At 72.3% G+C, this 17,892-nt stretch carries 15 protein-coding genes; 7 read left to right on the forward strand and 8 right to left on the reverse strand.

From position 1 onward, the window contains the following. Positions 1–15: 15 nt before the first annotated feature. Entirely contained in the window at positions 16–276 is a 261-nt protein-coding gene (locus tag IF28_RS0119805) for a WXG100 family type VII secretion target (RefSeq protein WP_030221969.1), read from the reverse strand. A 213-nt stretch (positions 277–489) separates the two neighbouring features. Here IF28_RS0119805 and IF28_RS0119810 point away from each other — a divergent pair, with 213 nt between their 5' ends. Then, on the forward strand, positions 490–750 hold the full coding sequence (locus IF28_RS0119810; protein WP_030221971.1) for a WXG100 family type VII secretion target: 261 nt from the start codon (positions 490–492) through the stop codon (positions 748–750). 87 nt (positions 751–837) lie between these two features. Here the strand turns inward: IF28_RS0119810 and IF28_RS0119815 are convergent, their stop codons facing one another. Then, on the reverse strand, positions 838–1,140 hold the full coding sequence (locus tag IF28_RS0119815) for a hypothetical protein (protein ID WP_030221974.1): 303 nt from the start codon (positions 1,138–1,140) through the stop codon (positions 838–840). A 71-nt stretch (positions 1,141–1,211) separates the two neighbouring features. Between IF28_RS0119815 and IF28_RS0119820 the strand changes: the two genes are divergently transcribed. From IF28_RS0119820 to IF28_RS0119830, 3 genes are all read left to right on the forward strand, one after another. Further along, positions 1,212–1,484: an SAV_915 family protein gene (locus tag IF28_RS0119820; RefSeq protein WP_234325256.1), complete on the forward strand. Its 273-nt coding sequence runs from the start codon at positions 1,212–1,214 to the stop codon at positions 1,482–1,484. A 10-nt stretch (positions 1,485–1,494) separates the two neighbouring features. Beyond that, complete coding sequence (locus tag IF28_RS0119825) at positions 1,495–2,958, forward strand: hypothetical protein (RefSeq protein ID WP_030221982.1); 1,464 nt, start codon at positions 1,495–1,497, stop codon at positions 2,956–2,958. A gap of 122 nt (positions 2,959–3,080) precedes the next feature. Continuing rightward, positions 3,081–3,476, forward strand: coding sequence for a DUF3592 domain-containing protein (locus tag IF28_RS0119830; protein ID WP_158713700.1), 396 nt, complete (start codon positions 3,081–3,083; stop codon positions 3,474–3,476). Here the strand turns inward: IF28_RS0119830 and IF28_RS0119835 are convergent. The 3 genes from IF28_RS0119835 to IF28_RS0119845 form a co-directional block, all read right to left on the reverse strand. Beyond that, positions 3,445–7,899, reverse strand: coding sequence for an FtsK/SpoIIIE domain-containing protein (locus tag IF28_RS0119835; protein WP_030221988.1), 4,455 nt, complete (start codon positions 7,897–7,899; stop codon positions 3,445–3,447). The two genes, IF28_RS0119830 and IF28_RS0119835, sit on opposite strands and share 32 nt — an antisense overlap. A gap of 149 nt (positions 7,900–8,048) precedes the next feature. Next, positions 8,049–9,848, reverse strand: coding sequence for a serine/threonine-protein kinase (locus tag IF28_RS0119840; RefSeq protein ID WP_030221991.1), 1,800 nt, complete (start codon positions 9,846–9,848; stop codon positions 8,049–8,051). 73 nt (positions 9,849–9,921) lie between these two features. Next, on the reverse strand, positions 9,922–10,770 hold the full coding sequence (locus tag IF28_RS0119845; protein ID WP_030221995.1) for a menaquinone biosynthetic enzyme MqnA/MqnD family protein: 849 nt from the start codon (positions 10,768–10,770) through the stop codon (positions 9,922–9,924). Between the two features lie 320 nt (positions 10,771–11,090). On the opposite strand from IF28_RS0119845, the gene IF28_RS0119850 reads away from it, so the two are divergent. Beyond that, positions 11,091–11,294: a cold-shock protein gene (locus tag IF28_RS0119850; RefSeq protein WP_003992177.1), complete on the forward strand. Its 204-nt coding sequence runs from the start codon at positions 11,091–11,093 to the stop codon at positions 11,292–11,294. 252 nt (positions 11,295–11,546) lie between these two features. On the opposite strand, the gene IF28_RS0119855 is transcribed toward IF28_RS0119850, so the two are convergent. Together IF28_RS0119855 and IF28_RS0119860 are read right to left on the reverse strand one after the other, a co-directional pair. Then, on the reverse strand, positions 11,547–13,466 hold the full coding sequence (locus IF28_RS0119855) for an AMP-dependent synthetase/ligase (RefSeq protein WP_030222000.1): 1,920 nt from the start codon (positions 13,464–13,466) through the stop codon (positions 11,547–11,549). Positions 13,467–13,673: 207 nt separating this feature from the next. Next, positions 13,674–14,960, reverse strand: coding sequence for an acetyl-CoA C-acetyltransferase (locus tag IF28_RS0119860; RefSeq protein WP_030222006.1), 1,287 nt, complete (start codon positions 14,958–14,960; stop codon positions 13,674–13,676). Between the two features lie 103 nt (positions 14,961–15,063). On the opposite strand from IF28_RS0119860, the gene IF28_RS0119865 reads away from it, so the two are divergent. Then, positions 15,064–16,371 (forward strand): 3-oxoacyl-ACP reductase, encoded by a 1,308-nt coding sequence (locus tag IF28_RS0119865; protein ID WP_030222007.1) that lies wholly within the window; start codon positions 15,064–15,066, stop codon positions 16,369–16,371. Positions 16,372–16,379: 8 nt separating this feature from the next. Then, positions 16,380–17,225 (forward strand): MaoC family dehydratase, encoded by an 846-nt coding sequence (locus IF28_RS0119870; protein WP_030222008.1) that lies wholly within the window; start codon positions 16,380–16,382, stop codon positions 17,223–17,225. On the opposite strand, the gene IF28_RS0119875 is transcribed toward IF28_RS0119870, so the two are convergent. Further along, positions 17,195–17,887, reverse strand: coding sequence for a TetR/AcrR family transcriptional regulator (locus IF28_RS0119875; protein WP_030222011.1), 693 nt, complete (start codon positions 17,885–17,887; stop codon positions 17,195–17,197). The two genes, IF28_RS0119870 and IF28_RS0119875, sit on opposite strands and share 31 nt — an antisense overlap. Positions 17,888–17,892 lie beyond the last annotated feature (5 nt).

Genomic DNA, 17,892 nt, shown 5'->3' on the forward strand with positions numbered 1-17,892 from the left:
GACGCATCCGTTTTCCTACTTCTTCTTGTCCTGGAGGTCCTTGGCGTCCTGCGTGCACTGCTGTGCCTCGTCGCGCAGGGCCTTGGCGACCGTGCCGCACTTCGTCTGCCAGCCCTTCAGCTTGCCCCGGACGTCGTCGGCGTTGGGGCCCGACCAGGACTTCATCCCGGTGGCGCTGTGGTTCTTGGCCGTGTCGACCAGTGAGTCGATGTGGTCGGCCAGCGAACGCAACTTGCCCGCGCGCTGGTTGAGTTCCTGTATCTCAGGTTGTGCCATAGCAGCCTCCCCCGCTGTCCGGACGGCCAGGATACGGTCGCATCCTCCCGCGTGGCCCGGGACCCCGTCGGCCGACCCGTGCCGGACGCACACGCGTTGTTCACCGAATGGTCCCAACCCTTCTGCGCCGGGCAGGAACTGGGCGTGGTGCGATAGCGTCCACTGTTGCAAACGGACAGTCCGCTTGTTCCTGATGACACGGGGAGGATCGCCATGGATCGCGGTGCAGATCTCACACGGCTCCGGGAGTTGTCGAAGACCTACGCCCGCAAGGCGCACGACCTTCAGCTCCTGATCAAGGACCTTCAGACGGCCACGGCCGACAGCACCGGCTACTGGAAGGGCCCGAAGGCCGACCGGTTCCGGGACGACTGGCGCGACGTGAAGCCGACCTTCGAGAAGTGGGTCGACACGCTGAACGAGGCCAGCAAGTCCGCGAACACCAGCGCCGACAACATCGAGCGCGCCACCTGATCCCAGGGCGGAACACGCGGAGTCAAGAGCCGGCCGGGGCGCCGGGGCCAACCCCTCGAGGGTCACGGCCCCGGCGCCCCGCCGCCGTCAGGCACCGGCGCGGTACGAGCGGGCCTCCGCCGCCGACACCTTCTCCGGCTCGCCGCGGATGGCCGCGTCGAGGAGCGGCAGCAACGTGCCCACCTGTTGTCCCAGCCTGCGGTGCCGCCCGGCGAGCTCGCGGTGCCAGGCCCTCGCGTTCTTCCCCACCCAGACCTTGTCGCCCCCGATGTCCTCCGCCGGTGCCTTGAGAGCCCGCGCCAGGTCGTCCACCTCCTTGGCCAGGTCACCGCGCAGCTTCAGCAGATCCGCTTTCCGGGGATTGGGAATACCGTCCTCAGGTCCCGTCATTTTTAATACCTTCCGACTTTCATATTTCGCCGGGAATTGCTCCCGCTCTCGGCGCCTCATAATCTAAGCCGGTGACTTCCGGATACCTCGTCCTGCCGACGATGAGCGGTTCCCCTCCCGACGACGGAGGCACGGTCGAGGTGACGCTCGTTCCCGTCACCGGCGCCGATGGGCGGGATCAGCTCGTCGCGCTCGCGTTCACCTCGGTGCCGCTGCTGGTCGAGGCCATGGGCGAGCGGCAGCCGTGGGCCGTCCTCCCGGCGGGGGAAGTCGAGGGCGCGTTGAGGGGTTCGGGCGCCCGGAGCGTACTCGTCGATCCTCGGCTCGCCGCGGACGAGGAATAGGAAATCCGCCGTGGTCGACCCCGATTTCTCCGGCATCAATCCGGACAACCTTCTACGGACCATCGACAAGCTGGAATCCGGCAGCAGGGCGCTGCGGACCGCGAAGACCTCGTACCTCTCCAGGTTCAACCGGTTCGGTCTGGACACCGCCCAGCTGACGGAGATCGGGAAGATCGCCGGCTGGGTGGACGACGAACTTCCCATACTGCGGCGGAGGCAGGCTCTCGCGGCGGCCATGGAGACGGATCCCGGGGGACGCAAGGACGGCGGGGGCATGGTCCGGTTGCCGGAGCCCGTTGCGACGGTCGGCGAGGCGAGGGGACGGGGCAGGAAGCTCGCCGAGGAGACCGACAAGGCGGGCGCGCTCGACGCGGGCGCCGCCGGTGCGGAGTTCCATCGGATCGCCGAGGAGCTGGCGGCACACCAGGGGGACGCGGACTTCGCCTCGGCGTTCTACGCCGCGCTCGATCCCGAGTTGCTGAAGGTGCTCCCGGTGACCGTCGCCGCCGCCGAGGCGCCGACGGCGGAGAGCGACGCGAAGGTGTTCGGCTCCGCCTTCACGACCGCGGTCGGCACGGACACGCCCGCGCCCGGCTTCAGCAGGACGCTCGCCCTGTTCCACGGGGACATCGGCGAGGACGAGCCGACGGCCGTGTTCAACAGGGCGCTCATGCAGGGCGACGACGTCGGCCTCTGGGCGCTTGCCTGGAAGCACACGCGGATCGCCGTGAAGAAGCTCGGCGATCCGAACGACACGTGGTCCGACACGGTCGGGCTGCTGGCCTCGGTGGTGGGCATGCAGGCGAAGTACGCCGGTCATTTCTGGGAGGAGTCGCAGGACTTCTCCGACGAGGCGCGGCGGCTGCGCGACCAGCGCTTTCACAGCATGACCAAAGCCGAGAGGAGGCGGTACAAGAACGCGGCGAAGCGTGCGGGACGGGTCGCCACGGAGTCGGCCGCCGAGGCGGAACGGATCCTCGGCAGGTTCGGCATGGGCGGGTTCTCGCGGCTGATGGAGTTCTCCGTGGCGGACGGTGGCAGCTGGCTCATCGGCAAGGTGCCCGGCCTTCGACCGCCCAGCTCGACAACCCTCTTCGGCCGCGCACTCCACACGGGCGGCAAGCTGCCCCTGGTCGGCACGGTGCTCACGGTCGGGGCCATTGGGTGGGATGTCGATCACGGGGAGGAAGTGGACGTCGCCGTCGCCGCGAATGTGGGTGGGACCGCCGCCGGGTCCGCTATGACCACAGCCACAATGGCCGCGGTCGCATCGGCAGGAGGACCCGTCGGGTGGGGAATCGCGGCTGGTGTCGTGGTGGGCTTCGGTGTGGGCTACGGGATTTCCTACAGCCTGAAGACGCCGACAGGCAAAAAGGCGATCAACGCGGTAACTGACACGGCGAAGGATGCCGGCCAGGCCGTCAGTGATGCGGCGTCCAGTGTGAAGAGCACGGTGGGCGGGTGGTTCTCATGAAGCGGGACAACACAGGTAACGGCCAGTGGCGCTCTTCCGGGAAGCCTGCAGGACGACCCCGTCCGGTGACGCCAACACCTCGCATGATCCTTGGCGTCTTCGGCGGGTCCATCCTGTGCCTCGTGCTGGCTCTGTTCTTCTGGCTCCCGTCGCGAACTCTGGTCCACGACCTGCGCGCCGACGGAGTCACGGTCGTTGCCACGGTCATCGGAGTCGATGACCAGCCCAGATATGTGCGCGTCAGGTTTGCCCAAGGCCCCCGCTCAAGTGCTGAGGAAGAACTCTGGGACTACGCCGGGATGCTCCCCGATGTTCATTCGGGCGACTCTTTGACGGTCACGTATGACCCGGACGATCCGTCCCACGTTCTTCCGCACATCTGGGTCATCGATCCGCCGACAAACCTGCCTGCGTATGCCGCCTTCACTCTCGCCGCCCTCTTCCTGGCGGGGGCACTCGTGGGAGCTGTCCGCCGCCGACTCCTCCTCACCCACTCACCACCGCCTGAACCGGCATGAACGACCCCCCGCTCACGAACAACCCGCTTCCCGCCGCCCCGGCCCCGCTGTTCGACGGGAGTCGGATGCCGAAGAGTTCGCCCTCCGACGGGCTCTGCGGGGTCAGCAGCAGGCCGTTGCGGGACTTGCGGGCCTCTACCGCGAAGCCGCGGTACTGGCCCGAGAGGCTGTCCGTGGAGCCGGCCGCGACGAGGCCGATACCGCCGTCGGCACCCTTGCGGACGACGGCCTCCAGGGGCTCGTCGAGGCGGGTGTCGTAGAGGAGTTCCGCGTCGTCGACGATCACGACGTACGAGCCGCCGGCCGCCTTCTCCACCAGCGCGTCCAGGTCGTCCTCGCGGCTGTCCGCGTTCAGCAGGCCCAGGACGCCGTCCCGGCCCTCCAGTTCGCGCAGGGGCGAGCGGCGCGGAGCGACCAGCACCACCGGTGTGCCGGAGCGCAGCAGCGTCTCCGTGGCGGCCACCAGCAGGGTCGAGCGCCCGGACTTCGGCGGTCCGGCGATGACGAAGCCGGGGCCGTTCTCCTCCAGGTCGACGCCGACCGGCCGGAGTTCGTCGCCGCCGACGCCGACCAGCGCCCAGAGCGGGGACGGGGCGGTGAAGTCGGGGTCGAGGGCCAGCGCCTCGGTCACCGTGATGCGGGACGGCAGGGCGTCGACCCGCATGGGGCGCCGGCCCGCCGGGACACGGCCGTACCGGGCGGCCGACTCCTCCGCGATCTCACGCAGCGCCCGCACCTGCGCCTGGCCGGCGGGGTCGGCGGCGAGCAGGCCGATCTGGGTCTCGTCCACGCCCGTGTCCGTGATGCGCAGGGCGCGTCCCGGGGGCATGTTCTTGGGGACCTCACGGGCCTGGAGGCCGGCCGTGGAGTAGTCGTTCGGGTCGGCGAAGCGCAGCACCAGACGGTCGGCGAAGGCGGACGAGACATGGCCGCTCAGTCCGCTGCGGTCGGCGGTCATGACGACCTTGAGGCCGACCGCCGAGCCCTCGCGGAAGATGCGCTGGGCCGCTTCGAGCAGTTGGCCGTAGTTGTAGCTCTCGAAGGTGGAGGCGAAGCCCTCCCAGCTGTCCAGCAGGAGCACCATCCAGGGGAGGCGGTCCTCGGGGGCGGCCGTGGCGCGCTGTTCGGCGGCGCTGGACGCGCCCTCCATGGCGAGGAGTTGCTGCCGGCGGGCGATCTCCGCCAGCAGGCGTTCGATGAGGCGCCGTACGCGGTCCGGTTCGTCGCGGGTGACCACGGCGCCGACGTGCGGCAGCCGCATCAGCGGCAGCAGGGCGTTGGAGCCGCAGTCGATGCCGTACAGGTGCACGTCGTCCGGGGACGTGCTGCGGGCCAGGGAACCCGCCAGGGTCCGCAGGGCGGTGGAGCGGCCGGAGCGGGCGCCGCCGAGGAGCAGGGTGTGCTCGCCGTGCACCACGTCCAGGGAGAGCGGCGTACGGGACTGCTTGGCCGGCAGGTCGATCAGGCCGTACGGGATCGGGGCGATGTCCGACGACGCGGCCGACGGGGCTCCGTACGCCGCGAGTTCGTCCAGGGTGACCTGCTCGGACAGCGGCGGCAGCCACGGGCTGCGCTGCGCGCCGAAGCCCATGCGCTGTGCGCCGTCCCGCACCGCGTCGACGAGGACCGCGAGGTCGGTGACCATGGTGCCGTCGTCCTCGGCCTCGGCCCGCCTGGGCAGCGGACGGCTGTACGCGTTCCAGGGCAGCGGCAGCAGCGTCGCCTTCGGACCCGAACCGCCCGTGGCCGGACGCCGGCCGCCGATCCGGGCCGACTGCACGCCGACGAGGGACTGCGCACCCGAGCGTACGTACATCCGGCCCGGTGTGGACTTGGCGATGGCTCCGGAGTCCGGGGCCTCGATGACGTCGATGGACTCGGAGGCGTCCGTCACCCGCAGCGCGATACGGAGGTTGGTGTTGGCGCGGATGTCCGCGCTGACGACACCGGCGGGGCGCTGGGTGGCCAGGACCAGGTGCACGCCGAGGGAGCGGCCGCGGCGGGCGATGTCGACCAGTCCGGCGATGAAGTCGGGAAGTTCCGCGACCAGGGAGGCGAACTCGTCGATGACGAGCACCAGTCGGGGCATCGGCTCCAGCTCGGGCCGGAGCGCCCGGGTGTCGTTGTAGTCCTCGATGTCCTTGGCGGCGGCGTCGAAGAGGATCTTCTCGCGCCGGTGCAGCTCGGCGGCGAGGGACGCGAGGGCCCGCTCGGTGAGGTGGGCGTCGAGGTCGCTGACCATGCCGACCGTGTGCGGCAGCCGGGCGCAGTCCATGAAGGCGCTGCCGCCCTTGTAGTCGATGAGGACGTAGTTGAGGGCGTCGGGGCGGTTGGCGACGGCCAGCGAGGTGATGATCGTCTGCAGGAGCTCCGACTTGCCGGCGCCGGTGGTGCCGGCGACCAGTGCGTGCGGTCCGTCGCGCCGGATGTCGAGGACGAAGGGGCCGTCGGCGGCGATGCCGACGGGGGCCGCCGTGGTGGAGCCGCCCGTCCGCCAGATCCGTTCGACGTCCGCCCCGGTCGGGTCCGGCATGCCCAGCAGGGTCAGCAGCCGGGCGGAGGTGGGCAGGGCGCTGCCCGCGTCGTCGCGGCTGACGTCCCGGACGGGGGCGAGGGAGCGGGCGAGCAGCTCGCACCACTCGGGCGTGACCTGGTCGGCGAGGACGTCCCCGGCGGCCTCCAGTCCGTGGCCGCGCACCCGGACGTGGTGGGCGGAGTCGGGGGACCAGGCGACGACGGCCTTGCACTCCTCCGGCAGCAGCCGCTCGTCCTCGTCGACGCACAGGGCGAGAATGCCGTACTGGGGCCCCTCCGCGAGGAGTTGGGGCACACCGGGTACGCGGCGCAGCAGCCGGGCGCCGTCGAGGATCAGCAGCACGGTGGCGTCCGGGTACAACTGGCCGGTCGTGCTGTTCTGTTCACGGGACGCCTTGCGCCGGGCGAGCTCGTTCAGGAGTTCGTTGACGCGGCGGGTGATCCCCTCGGAGTCGAAGCCGACCAGCGCGACGCAGTTCTGTCCCTGGTCGGGGTTGGTGTGGGGCAGCCAGTGCACCCAGTGCCAGTCGGCGCCGGCGTCCGGGGTGGCGGCGAGCGTCACGAGGGAGAGGTCCCGGGGGCTGTGCAGCACCGCCGCCTGGACGCCGAGCCAGCGGGCGGTGGCCAGCGCCCGCGCCCGGTCCCCGGCGACACCGACCACGCCCAGCTCGGTGAAGGGCAGGGTGACGGGAACGTCCGGGAGAACGGGCGGCTCGGGGCGCTCCTCCTCGTACAGGGAACCGCCGCGGCCCAGGACGAGTTCGACGTCGGACGGAAGGCTGCCGGCGCCGACCCTCAGCTGCAGGGCGTCCGGGTCGGTGAGCCGGCGCTCCCACAGACGGCGGCGCGGTCCCGTGGCGAACAGCAGGATCTCCGCCGGGTCGGGACTGTCCGCGCGGCGTGCGCGCTGCTCCTCCTCGCCGAGGACGGCGAGTTCCGCCTTGTGGGCGGCGATGTCCTTCTTGTACTGCTTGACGGACGTCTTGTGCTTCTTCTTGCCCTCGCGGTTCTCGCTGAGCCACTGGCCGGCCATCATCATCGGGCTCATCAGGCAGAACAGCAGCATGTAGATCTGCTTGGTGAGCAACCACATGCCGATGCCGAAAAGCATGGGCATGAACGCCATGATGAACTGGAACCGGGCCCGGTCCCCCTTGGTGGGCGGTACGGGGACGACCAGTCGTCGCCGGGGCCGCAGCGGGGACAGCCGGGGCGGCCGGTTGTAGGCGAGGCCGCCCTCGCTCATCGCGGACAGGTGGGCGTCGGGCTCCGCGACCCTGTCGAGTACGAGCAGCGAGTCACCGGCGCGGACGACGCCGCCGAGCGGCCAGGGGGCGCCGGAGGTCACCGGCCGGTCGTCGAGCAGGATCTCGGCGCCGCCCTCGGGGGCGAGCGTGGTGCCGCCCTTCATGTCGATGGTGATCCGCAGGGCGACGGGCGGCAGCGTCGTGTCGCTCAGGGGCAGCGAACACGTGGGCGCGGAACCGGCGGTGGCGGCTCCCGCGCCCAGCCGGACCACCCGCCCGGAGGCGGGACCGCCGGCCACCCTGAGTTCGTACTGTCCGACCGGCTCGCCCTTGCGCAGCAGCGGGCCGATCGAGTCGTCGACCGAGACCCGCATACCGTCCTGGAGTACGGCGGTGGCCGGCGCGGAGGGGTCGCAGCGCTCGCCGTCGGCCCACAGGTACGGCGTTCCGGCGGCCGCCGCCACGCCATGGCCGTACGGCAGGGCGACCACATTGCCGGTCGCGCCCGCCGGGAGGCCGGGCCCGCCGACGGCGGTCGCCAGTGCCTGCGCGACATCTCCGGCCGTGGCGGTGTCGTCCGTGGCGACGACGACGTCCTGCGGCCGACCGCCCTCCCGTACGACCGTGACCAGCATCTGCATGGCGGTTCGTCCTCCCCCGTCGGTCCCTGCGGCCACGTACGTTTCCTCGGTTGTGGCCCTGCGCCGGACGCCCGCTGCCGTTCGCCGACGCACACACACATTAGTGAGTGCCGGGCGGCGCACAACGGCCGGGCGGAACCGGAGGGCACTCACTCGATCTTCGACAACCGGGCCTTCGGTGAGCCCGATTCCTTGCTGTCCGACTCGTAGACGAGGTCGTCGCCGACCGGGGTGAGGAGGACCGTGTGGCGGGCCGGGTTGCAGACGTCGCGGTTGGACTTCGCGCCGACGGAGGTCGTGACGAGGTGTTTCTCCGTGACCTGCTGGAGGGTGAGGACGTCGTCGCAGACGCCGCCGAAGATGTCCGTGTGCCGCAGGGTGCCGACCTTCTCCCCCACCTTCGCCTGCTTGAGCGTCACCCGGAACGTGCCGAGCGGAATGGCGATGCTCTCGCGGGAGCTGGCCTGGCCCTCCCAGGTGCCGAGGTAGGTCACCGGGACCGTGAGGGGGGAGGCCGGTTCGCCGGACCGGCCGCCGTCGTCGTCGGAGCGGGAGGTGCCGCCGGGGCCCCCGGGCAGCACGTCGAACACGAAGACGGAGCCGACGGTCACCGCGGCCAGCGCCCCCGCGACGGCGAGGGCGACCGTACAGCTCACCCGCCGGCCCCGGCCGCCGGCTCCCGGGGCGGAGGTGGCCGCGACGGAGACGGAGAGCTTGCCGGGGCGGGGGCCGTCCGTGGGGCTGTCGGAGGACGGCGGGTGCGGGGTTGCCGGGGCGGTCGGCGCGTGCCCGGTCCCCTGCGGCCGCCCGTCCCTCGGCCCCGGTACGCCCGGCCCGTCCCCGACGGCCGGCGGCATCACGGGCGGCGGGCCGAAGACCCCGGACGCCGGACCGGCCGACGGTCCGAAGCCTCCGGCCGGGGCCGCACCCGGCGCCGTACCCCCGGTGTCCGCCCCTCCCCCGGCCCTCGGCGCGGAAGCCCCCTCCGATCCTCCGCTCACCGACGCCCGGCTGAACCCCACCGGCCCCGAAGCCTCGTCCCCGACCCCCGTGGCCTCCAGGTTCAGCAACCGCACGGCCGCCCGGCTCACCTGCTCCACCAGCCGCCCCGGCAGCCACCCGTTCGTCATCAGCCCGGCCGCGCCCCCCTCCGGAGCGAGCCGGCCGGACAGCTCGGCGGGAGTGGGCCGCGCCGACGGGTCCTTGGCGAGGCACGCCTCGGTCAGCTCACGCAGCTCGCCCTCCAGCCCGGCCAGTTCCGGCGGCTCGTGCACGACCTTGTACAGCAGTGCCGCCGACGAGTCCCCGGGGAACGGCGGGCTGCCCGTGGCCGCGTACGCCAGGACCGCGCCGAGGGAGAAGACGTCCGCCGCGCCGGTCACGCCCTTGCCGAGGATCTGCTCGGGGGACATGTAGCCGGGGGAGCCGATCGACACGCCCGTCGACGTCAGGGACGCGGTGCCCCCGGTCGCGCGGGCGATGCCGAAGTCGATCAGGAGGGGCCCGTCGAGGGTGAGGAGGACGTTGGACGGCTTCACGTCCCTGTGCACCAGGCCCAGCGCGTGTACGGCCGTCAGCGCCTCGGCGAGCCCCGCGCCCAGCGCCCGTACGGTGGGCGCGGGCAGCGGGCCGGTTTCGGTGACCGCCGCGGTGAGGGAAGGGCCGGCCACGTAGGCGGTGGCCACCCAGGGGATCCGGGCGCCGGGGTCGGCGTCGAGGACGGGGGCCGTCCAGGCGCCGCCGACCCGGCGGGCGGCGTCCACCTCGCGCCGGAAACGGGCACGGAACTCCTCGTCCAGCGCGAAGTGGGGGTGCACGATCTTCACCGCGACCGTGCGGCCCCCCGCGCTGCGGCCCAGATAGACGCGGCCCATGCCGCCGGAACCGAGCCGGCCGAGCAGCCGGTAGGGGCCCACGACCGTGGGCTCGTCCACTTCGAGCGGCCGCATGGCGCCACCCCTCCCCCGTCGAGCCGGTACGCCGGAACCTTCCAGCAGGGTAGTGGCCGGGCCGCCGCCGGCCTCAGGGCCGGAGCAGATCGACCTTCACGTCCGCCGGGAAGCCGGTCGTCGGCCCGACCCGGCGGGCGAACTCCGCGACCGCCTCCAGCTGCGGGGCGCCGAAGCTGAAGTCGAGGGTGGTGAAGTACTGCGCCAGGGTCGCCTCGTCGAAGGCCTCCCAGCGGGCGGCCTGCTCGGCGACCTTGTCGACCTCCTCCAGGGAGAGGTTGCGGGAGGCGAGGAAGGCCTCGTGCACCTTGCGGGTGATGAGCGGCTCGCGCTCCAGGTAGTCGCGCCGCACCGCCCACACCGCGAAGACGAAGGGGAGGCCGGTCCACTGCTTCCACAGGGCGCCCAGGTCGTGCACGTCCAGCCCGTAGCGCGGCCCGTCGACCATGTTCGCGCGCAGGGCGGCGTCGCCGATGAGGACGGCCGCGTCGGCCTCCTGCATCATCAGGCTCAGGTCGGGCGGGCAGGTGTAGTAGTCGGGCTGGACGCCGTACCGCTCGGCGAGGAGGAGCTGGGCGAGGCGTACGGAGGTGCGGGAGGTCGACCCGAGGGCGACCCGCGCTCCGTCGAGCCGGTCCAGCGGGACCTGCGAGGCGATCACGCAGGACATGACGTCGCCGTCGCAGCCGACGGCGATGTCCGGGAAGGCGACGAGCTGGTCCGCGTGCTTGAGGAACTCGACGAGGGTGATGGGCCCGATGTCGAGATCGCCCTGCACCAGCTTCTCGCTGAGCTTCTCCGGGGTGTCCTTCGTCAGCTCGAAGTCGAGGAGCGTGCCCGTTCTCGCGAGCCCCCAGTACAGGGGCAGGCAGTTCAGGAACTGGATGTGGCCGACGCGCGGCCGGGTGCGAGGATTGTCCACATCGTGAGGCTAGCCCTCGCCCCGAGGGGGCGGGCTTTCGCCCCCCTCCGCCCCCTTGATCGCCAGAGTGTTCGACACCGGGCGCCCGTGACGGACGAGGTGTTCAAACATTCGGGTGACGTGATCTTGACCTCTATTGCATTCGGGAGCCTGCGTGCTAGGCTCGTCGCAAGTTGCAGTTTGGTTTCCCTTGCAGTACAGAGCCTGCGGAGCATGTGACCGCGGGCTCTCGTCGTTCTCAGACATGAGCGATTGTGCGGAATGCTCTTCACACTTGCTGGTTCTGGAGCAGGGCAACCCTTTGGGCCCAAGGAGGGCTTATGGCTACCGGAACCGTGAAGTGGTTCAACGCCGAAAAGGGCTTTGGATTCATCGCCCAAGAAGGCGGCGGCCCCGACGTCTTCGTCCACTACTCCGCGATCAACGCGAGCGGCTTCCGCTCCCTTGAGGAGAACCAGCAGGTGAGCTTCGACGTCACGCAGGGTCCGAAGGGCCCGCAGGCGGAGAACGTCACCCCGGTCTGATCCTCGCGATCCGGGAACGACCAGCAGTACCCAAGGAGCCCCGCGCCGTCAGGCGACGGGGCTCCTGCCTTTCCCCCGGCGGCCCGCCGGGGGAATGCCCCGGTGAATGTTCGGGGAATTCCTCGCATACGGGCCAAACGGCCGGTCCATACGGTCCAGACGGCCGGCCCGCATTCCGTACCGGCCGGACACACGGCGGCGGGGCCCGGCCGGTCCGCATTCATACCGCCGGGCGGCCCGGGGCACAGGACCCTATCCCGCGTACAGCCCCTCCACCGCGTCCGCGAAGTCCCGCAGGATCTCCTCCCGCCGCAGCTTCATCGAGGGGGTCAGATGGCCGGCCTCCTCCGTGAAGTCGGCCGCGAGGACGGTGAAGCGGCGGATGGACTCCGGGCGGGAGAGCATCTTGTTGGCCTCGTCGATCGCGCGCTGCAGGATCGCCAGCAGTTCCGGGTCGTCGGCGATCAGCTCCGGCGGGACCGGGTGCTTGCCGTTCATACGGCGCCAGTGGGTGATGCCGTCGGGGTCGAGGGTGATCAGCGCGGAGACGAAGGGGCGGTGGTCGCCGATCACCATCACCTGGGAGATCAGCGGATGCGAGCGCAGCCAGTTCTCCAGCGGGGCCGGGGCGACGCTCTTGCCGCCCGCCGTGATGATCAGCTCCTTCTTGCGGCCCGTGATCGTCAGATAGCCCTCGTCGTCCAGTGCGCCGATGTCGCCGGTGGGCAGCCAGCCGTCGGGCGCGGCGGGGACGACCCCGCCCGCCTGCGGGTCCCAGTAGCCGCGCAGCACGTGCTCGCCGCCGACCAGGATCTCGCCGTCCGCCGCGATCCGGATCCGGGTGCCGGGCAGCGGCCAGCCCACCGTGCCGAGGCGGGGCTTCAGCGGCGGGGTGACCGTGGAGGCGCCGGTGGTCTCCGTCAGGCCGTAGCCCTCGAAGATCTCGATGCCGGCACCGGCGTAGAACGCGGCGAGCCTGCGGCCCAGCGGTGAGCCGCCGCAGATGGCGTACCGGACCCTGCCGCCCATGGCGTTGCGGATCTTTCGGTAGACCAGCGGATCGTAGAAGGCGCGGGCCGTCTTCAGGGAGCGGGACGGGCCGGAGCCCGACCCCGTCTGGCGGCCCTCCAGCGCCTCGCCGTACCGGCGGGCCACCGACTCCGCGCGGTCGAAGGCCGAGAGGCGGCCGCCCGCCTCCGCCTTCGCGCGGGCGGTGTTGAACACCTTCTCCAGCATGTACGGGATGGTCAGCAGGCAGGTCGGCCTAAAGCTCGCCAGGTCCGGCAGCAGGTCCGCGGGGGCCAGGCTCGGCGCGTGCCCGAGGCGCACCCGGGCGCGTACGCAGGCGACGGCGACCATCCGGCCGAAGACGTGGGACATCGGCAGGAAGAGCAGGACGGAGGCGTCCTCGCTGGTCCGGGTCTTGAAGACGGGGTAGAGCAGCTCGATGGCGTTGTCGACCTCGGCGAAGAAGTTGCCGTGGCTGAGGGCGCAGCCCTTGGGGCGGCCGGTGGTGCCGGAGGTGTAGACGAGGGTGGCGAGGGTGTCGGGGCCCAGCACACCGCGGCGCACCTCCACCTCCTGGTCGGCCAGGTGCGCCCCGGCGTCCGCGAGCGCGTCGACGTGCCCCTTCTCGACGACCCACACCCGCCGCAGGTCGGGCAGGTGCGGGAGTTCGGGGCCGAGGGCGGCGGCCTGCCCGGTGGTCTCCGTGATCAGGGCGACGGCGCCGGAGTCGTGCAGGATCCAGCGGGCCTGGAAGACGGACGAGGTGGGGTAGATGGGGACGGTGACCAGCCCCGCGGCCCAGGCGGCGAAGTCGAGGACGGTCCACTCGTAGAGGGTGCGGGCCATGACGGCGATCCGGTCGCCGGGCATCAGGCCCTCGGAGACGAGCCCCTTCGCGACGGCCAGCACCTCGGCGGCGAACTCCGCCGCCGTCACGTCCTGCCAGCTGCCGTCCGCCGTCTTCCGGCTGAGCACCACGGCGTCCGGCGCCGTGTTCGCGTTCTCGAAGGGCAGGTCGGCGAGCGATCCGTGCCGCACCGGCCGGGCGAACGGCGGTACGGACGCTTCCCGTACGACGCCGTCCAGCCGCCGGGTCTGCGGTTCGACCAGGACGGGTGCCCCGTAGACGTCGTCGTCCAGGGCGGAGGAATGCGGGGTGGACACGGGGCGGCTCCTGGTGCGTGCAGTGGAACTGCTTGATGCCACGACGTACGTGCCTCGCCCGCCGAGGCGCTCACCGAAGGCCGGCGGGGAAAGGGATCACCACCGGTCGGTGCCGGGATCGTACGGCCCTGACGTGGGGGGTCTGTGCGGGTACCGGGAGGGTCCGGGGCCGGGCGTGTGCAATGTCGGAGGTTACGTGAGGGTCGTTCACGTCCGTTCCAGTATGGCCGTCACCCCCTGGCCGCCCGCCGCGCAGACCGAGATCAGGCCGCGCGCGGGGCCGTCCCGTTCGGCGAGGAGTTTCGCCAGGGTGGCGACGATGCGGGCGCCGGTGGCGGCGAAGGGGTGGCCGGTGGCCAGGGACGAGCCCGCCACGTTGAGCCGGGCGCGGTCGACGGGCGCGAGGCCCCGCTTCTCCCAGGCGGCCAGGGTGGCGAGCACCTGGGAGGCGAACGCCTCGTGGACCTCGATCAGATCGAAGTCCGCCATGCCGAGACCGGCGCGTTCCAGCATGCGCGGGACCGCGTGGGCGGGGGCCATCAGCAGGCCGTCCTCGCCGTCGGCGACGTCCCCGTGCACGAAGTCCACGGCGGCCGTCTCGTACGCGGTGAGGTGGGCGAGGGGTTCCAGGCCGCGCTCGGCCGCCCATTCGTCGCTCGCGAGCAGCACCAGCGCGGCACCGTCCGTGAGCGGGGTCGAGTTGCCGGCCGTCATGGTCGGATCGGGGCCGTCGAGCCCGAACACCGGCTTCAGCGCGGCGAGTCGGTCCACCGTCGAGTCCGGCCGCAGGTTCTGGTCGCGGGCCAGCCCCCGGAAGGGCACCACCAGGTCCTGGAACAGGCCGCGTTCGTACGCCGCGGCCAGCCGCTGGTGACTGGCCGCCGCCAGTTCGTCCTGGGCCTCGCGGGCGATGCCCCAGGCGCGGGCGGTGACCGCCGCGTGCTCACCCATGGACAGTCCCGTGCGCGGTTCGGCGTTGCGCGGGATGTCGGGGACGAGCTGCCCCGGACGCAGCTTCGCCAGCGCCTTCAGGCGACCGCCCGGGGACTTGGCCCGCCGCGCCTCCAACAGCACCTTGCGCAGCTGGTCGTTGACGCCGAGGGGCGCGTCGCTCGCGGTGTCGGCGCCGCCCGCGATGGCGGCCTCCGTCTGGCCCAGGGCGATCTTGTTGGCGGCGGCGACGACCGCCTGGAGCCCGGTGCCGCAGGCCTGCTGGATGTCGTAGGCGGGCGTGCGGGCGTCGAGCGCCGAGCCGAGGACGGTCTCGCGGGCGAGGTTGAAGTCGCGGCTGTGCTTGAGGACCGCCCCGGCGACGAACTCCCCCACCGCTCCCGGCGCCTGGAGTCCGTACCGCTCGACGAGGCCGTTCAGGGCGGCGCCCAGCATCTCCTGGTTGGAGGCGGTGGCGTAGGGGCCGTCGGAGCGGGCGAAGGGGATGCGGCTGCCGCCGATGACCGCGACGCGCCGGACGGTGCCCGGCTTCAGGATGCTCATCTCGACCTGCTCCTCACCGTGACATAGGCTTACCTCCAGTAACCTTACTCCAGAGTAAGAAGTTGGCACAGGCACGCCCGGAGCAGGCACGGAGGAATCCCGTATGGCCGACCGCTATCTGAGCTTCACCGGCACCGCGCCCGGCCGCTTTCTGACGCGCAGCCTGGGCCTGCCCCGGCCGGCGCCGCTGCGGCGCTGGTCCCCGGAGCGGCCGGACCTGGACGGCGGACTGCTGCACCTCACGGCCGGCACGTCCGGTCTGGACCTCGCCCCCGTACTCGCCCGCACCGGGCCCGGCACGGACGACACCACCGGCCACCCCGCCGCCGTCGTCCTGGACGCCACCGGGATACGCGATGTCGAAGGGCTCGCCGAGGTCCACGCGGCCCTGCACCCCGTCGTACGGTCGGTCGCCACGAGCGGCCGGATCGTGCTGCTCGGCGCCCCGCTCGACCCCGCCGACCACCATCAGGCCGCCGCCCAGCAGGCGTTGGAGGGATTCGTCCGCTCCCTCGGCAAGGAGACCGGCCGGGGCATCACCGTCAACCTGGTCCGCCTCACCGACGCCCCCGCCGCCGAGTCCACCCTCCGCTTCCTGCTCTCCCCCAGGTCGGCCTACGTCAGCGGCCAGGTGATCGGGGTCGACGCCCCGGACACCCCGGCCCCCTACGACGTGGACCGTCCCCTGTCCGGCCGTACCGCCCTGGTGACCGGCTCCGCGCGCGGGATCGGCGAGGCGGTCGCCGAAACGCTGGCCCGGGACGGCGCCAAGGTCGTCGTCCTCGACGTGCCGGACGCCGAGGCGGACGCCCGCCGGGTCGCCGAACGGCTCGGCGGCACCGCGCTCCCCCTCGACATCACGGCCGCGGACGCGGGCGCCCGGATCGCCGGGGCCCTCCCCGACGGTCTCGACGTCCTCGTGCACAACGCGGGCATCACCCGTGACCGGCGGCTGGCCAACATGCCCGCCGAGCGATGGATACCGGTGCTGGAGGTGAACCTGGCGAGCGTGCTGCGCACCACCGACGCGCTCCTCGCCGCAGGGGCCCTGAAGCGCGGCGGCCGCATCGTCACCACGGCCTCCATCGCGGGGATCGCCGGAAACGCGGGCCAGACCAACTACGGCGCGAGCAAGGCGGGCATCACCGGTCTGGTCCGCGCCCTCGCGCCGCACGCCCGGTCCGCGCACGGGGTGACGGTGAACGCGGTCGCGCCGGGTTTCATCGAGACGAGGATGACGGCCGCCGTCCCCCTGTTCATCCGGGAGGCGGGCCGCCGGATGAACTCCCTCGCGCAGGGTGGCCTGCCGGCCGATGTCGCCGAGACCACCGCCTGGCTCGCCCACCCGGCCTCGGGCGCGGTCAACGGCCAGGTCGTCCGGGTCTGCGGCCAGAGCCTGCTGGGAGCGTGAGACGGCCCATGACGCCCACGGTGGAACTCGCCGCACCGCCCGCCCTCGCCCCGCTCCTCGCCCGCGGCGCCCTGCTCTCCCCCTTCAAACGCCCCCGCCCCGACGGCGGTTGGCCCCGCACCCGCCTGGTGCTGCCCGGTCTGCGCGTCGACGCCGGCCGGCTCGCCGCCTACGAGCGGGTGTGCGGCTTCCCCACCGGCGAGGACGCGCTGCCGGTGACGTATCCGCATGTACTGGGCTTCCCGCTCGCCATGCGCCTGATGAGCCGCCCGGACTTCCCGCTCCCCCTCCTGGGCCTCGTCCACACGTCGATACGGATCACCCGGCACCGCGCGACGGCGTCCCCTGGCCCGTACGAACTGACCGTCTACGCCGACGGGCTGGCCCCGCACCGGCGCGGCACGGAAGCCGTCCTGGTCACCGAGATGCGCCGGCACGGGGCTGTCGTATGGGAGTCGCGGAGCACGTATCTGGCCCGGCACCGGACCGCCTCCCGACAGCACGCCGTGCGGCGGGAGGAGGAGCCGAAGCCGCTGCCCGCCGTCGAGGAGTGGCGGCTCGCCGGGGACGTCGGGCGGCGCTACGGCGCCGCGTCCGGCGACCGCAACCCGATCCATCTGCACCCGCTCACCGCCCGCCTCTTCGGCTTCCCCCGCGCCATCGCGCACGGCATGTGGACCGTGGCCCGCTGCCTCGCCGCGCACGGCACCCCGGACGCGGCGCACGTCAGCGCGGACTTCCGGGCACCGGTACTGCTGCCGGGGACGGTCACGTACGCGGCCGGGGCCGGACGCTTCGCACTGCTCGGCGACGGCGGCCGGGTTCACGTCACCGGCGAGGTCAGCCCGCTCTGAGCCGTCTCCGGGCCCGGCTCGTCGTCCGGCGGGGTCCAGCGGCGGCCCGCCATCAGATCGCCGAGCCCCGCCCAGGCGAAGTTCATCAGGGTCGCCGCCGACTGCCGGACCGTGACACCGGGCGTCGCGTTGGCCCAGTCCGCGAGGGACTCCGCGGCGCCCACCAGCGCCTCCGCCAGCCCGGCGACCTCGCGCTCCGGGAGGTCGGGATCGCGGTGGGCGTCCCGCGCGGCGGCGAGGATCAGCTGCGTCACGAACTCCACGATCTCCGCCCGCATCGCGGCCACCTCGGCCGCGAAGACCACACCGTGCGTACGGGCCTGGAGATGCAGCACCGCCCAGCCGTCGGGGTGCCGGGCGGTGTGCGTGAAGAACGCCGTCAGACCCGACCACAGCTGCCGGTCGGCCGGCAGCCCCGGCCGGGCACCGGCACGCACCGCCGCCACGAGGGCCGTCGCCTCACGCCGGATGCACGCCGTGAACAGGTCCTCCTTGGAGTTCAGATACAGGTACACCAACGGCTTGGACACACCCGCCAGTTCGGCGATCTCGTCCATCGACGCCGCCATGTACCCCCGTTGTCCGAAGGTCCGCACGGCGGCGTCCAGCATCTGCTGTTCACGGACCGCACGCGGCATCCGCTTGGTCTTCACGGCACCCATGGGAC

It is taken from the genome of Streptomyces sp. NRRL WC-3626 (assembly GCF_000718785.1).
GTDB lineage: Bacteria > Actinomycetota > Actinomycetes > Streptomycetales > Streptomycetaceae > Streptomyces > Streptomyces edwardsiae.

Excerpts from the sequence above, each read along its gene's own strand:
- IF28_RS0119835 (WP_030221988.1), bottom strand. The coding sequence starts at position 7,899 with ATGCAGATGCTGGTCACGGTCGTACGGGAGGGCGGTCGGCCGCAGGAC.
- IF28_RS0119810 (WP_030221971.1), top strand. The coding sequence starts at position 490 with ATGGATCGCGGTGCAGATCTCACACGGCTCCGGGAGTTGTCGAAGACC.
- IF28_RS0119805 (WP_030221969.1), bottom strand. The coding sequence starts at position 276 with ATGGCACAACCTGAGATACAGGAACTCAACCAGCGCGCGGGCAAGTTG.
- IF28_RS0119850 (WP_003992177.1), top strand. The coding sequence starts at position 11,091 with ATGGCTACCGGAACCGTGAAGTGGTTCAACGCCGAAAAGGGCTTTGGA.
- IF28_RS0119865 (WP_030222007.1), top strand. The coding sequence starts at position 15,064 with ATGGCCGACCGCTATCTGAGCTTCACCGGCACCGCGCCCGGCCGCTTT.
- IF28_RS0119840 (WP_030221991.1), bottom strand. The coding sequence starts at position 9,848 with ATGCGGCCGCTCGAAGTGGACGAGCCCACGGTCGTGGGCCCCTACCGG.
- IF28_RS0119875 (WP_030222011.1), bottom strand. The coding sequence starts at position 17,887 with ATGGGTGCCGTGAAGACCAAGCGGATGCCGCGTGCGGTCCGTGAACAG.
- IF28_RS0119860 (WP_030222006.1), bottom strand. The coding sequence starts at position 14,960 with ATGAGCATCCTGAAGCCGGGCACCGTCCGGCGCGTCGCGGTCATCGGC.
- IF28_RS0119870 (WP_030222008.1), top strand. The coding sequence starts at position 16,380 with ATGACGCCCACGGTGGAACTCGCCGCACCGCCCGCCCTCGCCCCGCTC.
- IF28_RS0119815 (WP_030221974.1), bottom strand. The coding sequence starts at position 1,140 with ATGACGGGACCTGAGGACGGTATTCCCAATCCCCGGAAAGCGGATCTG.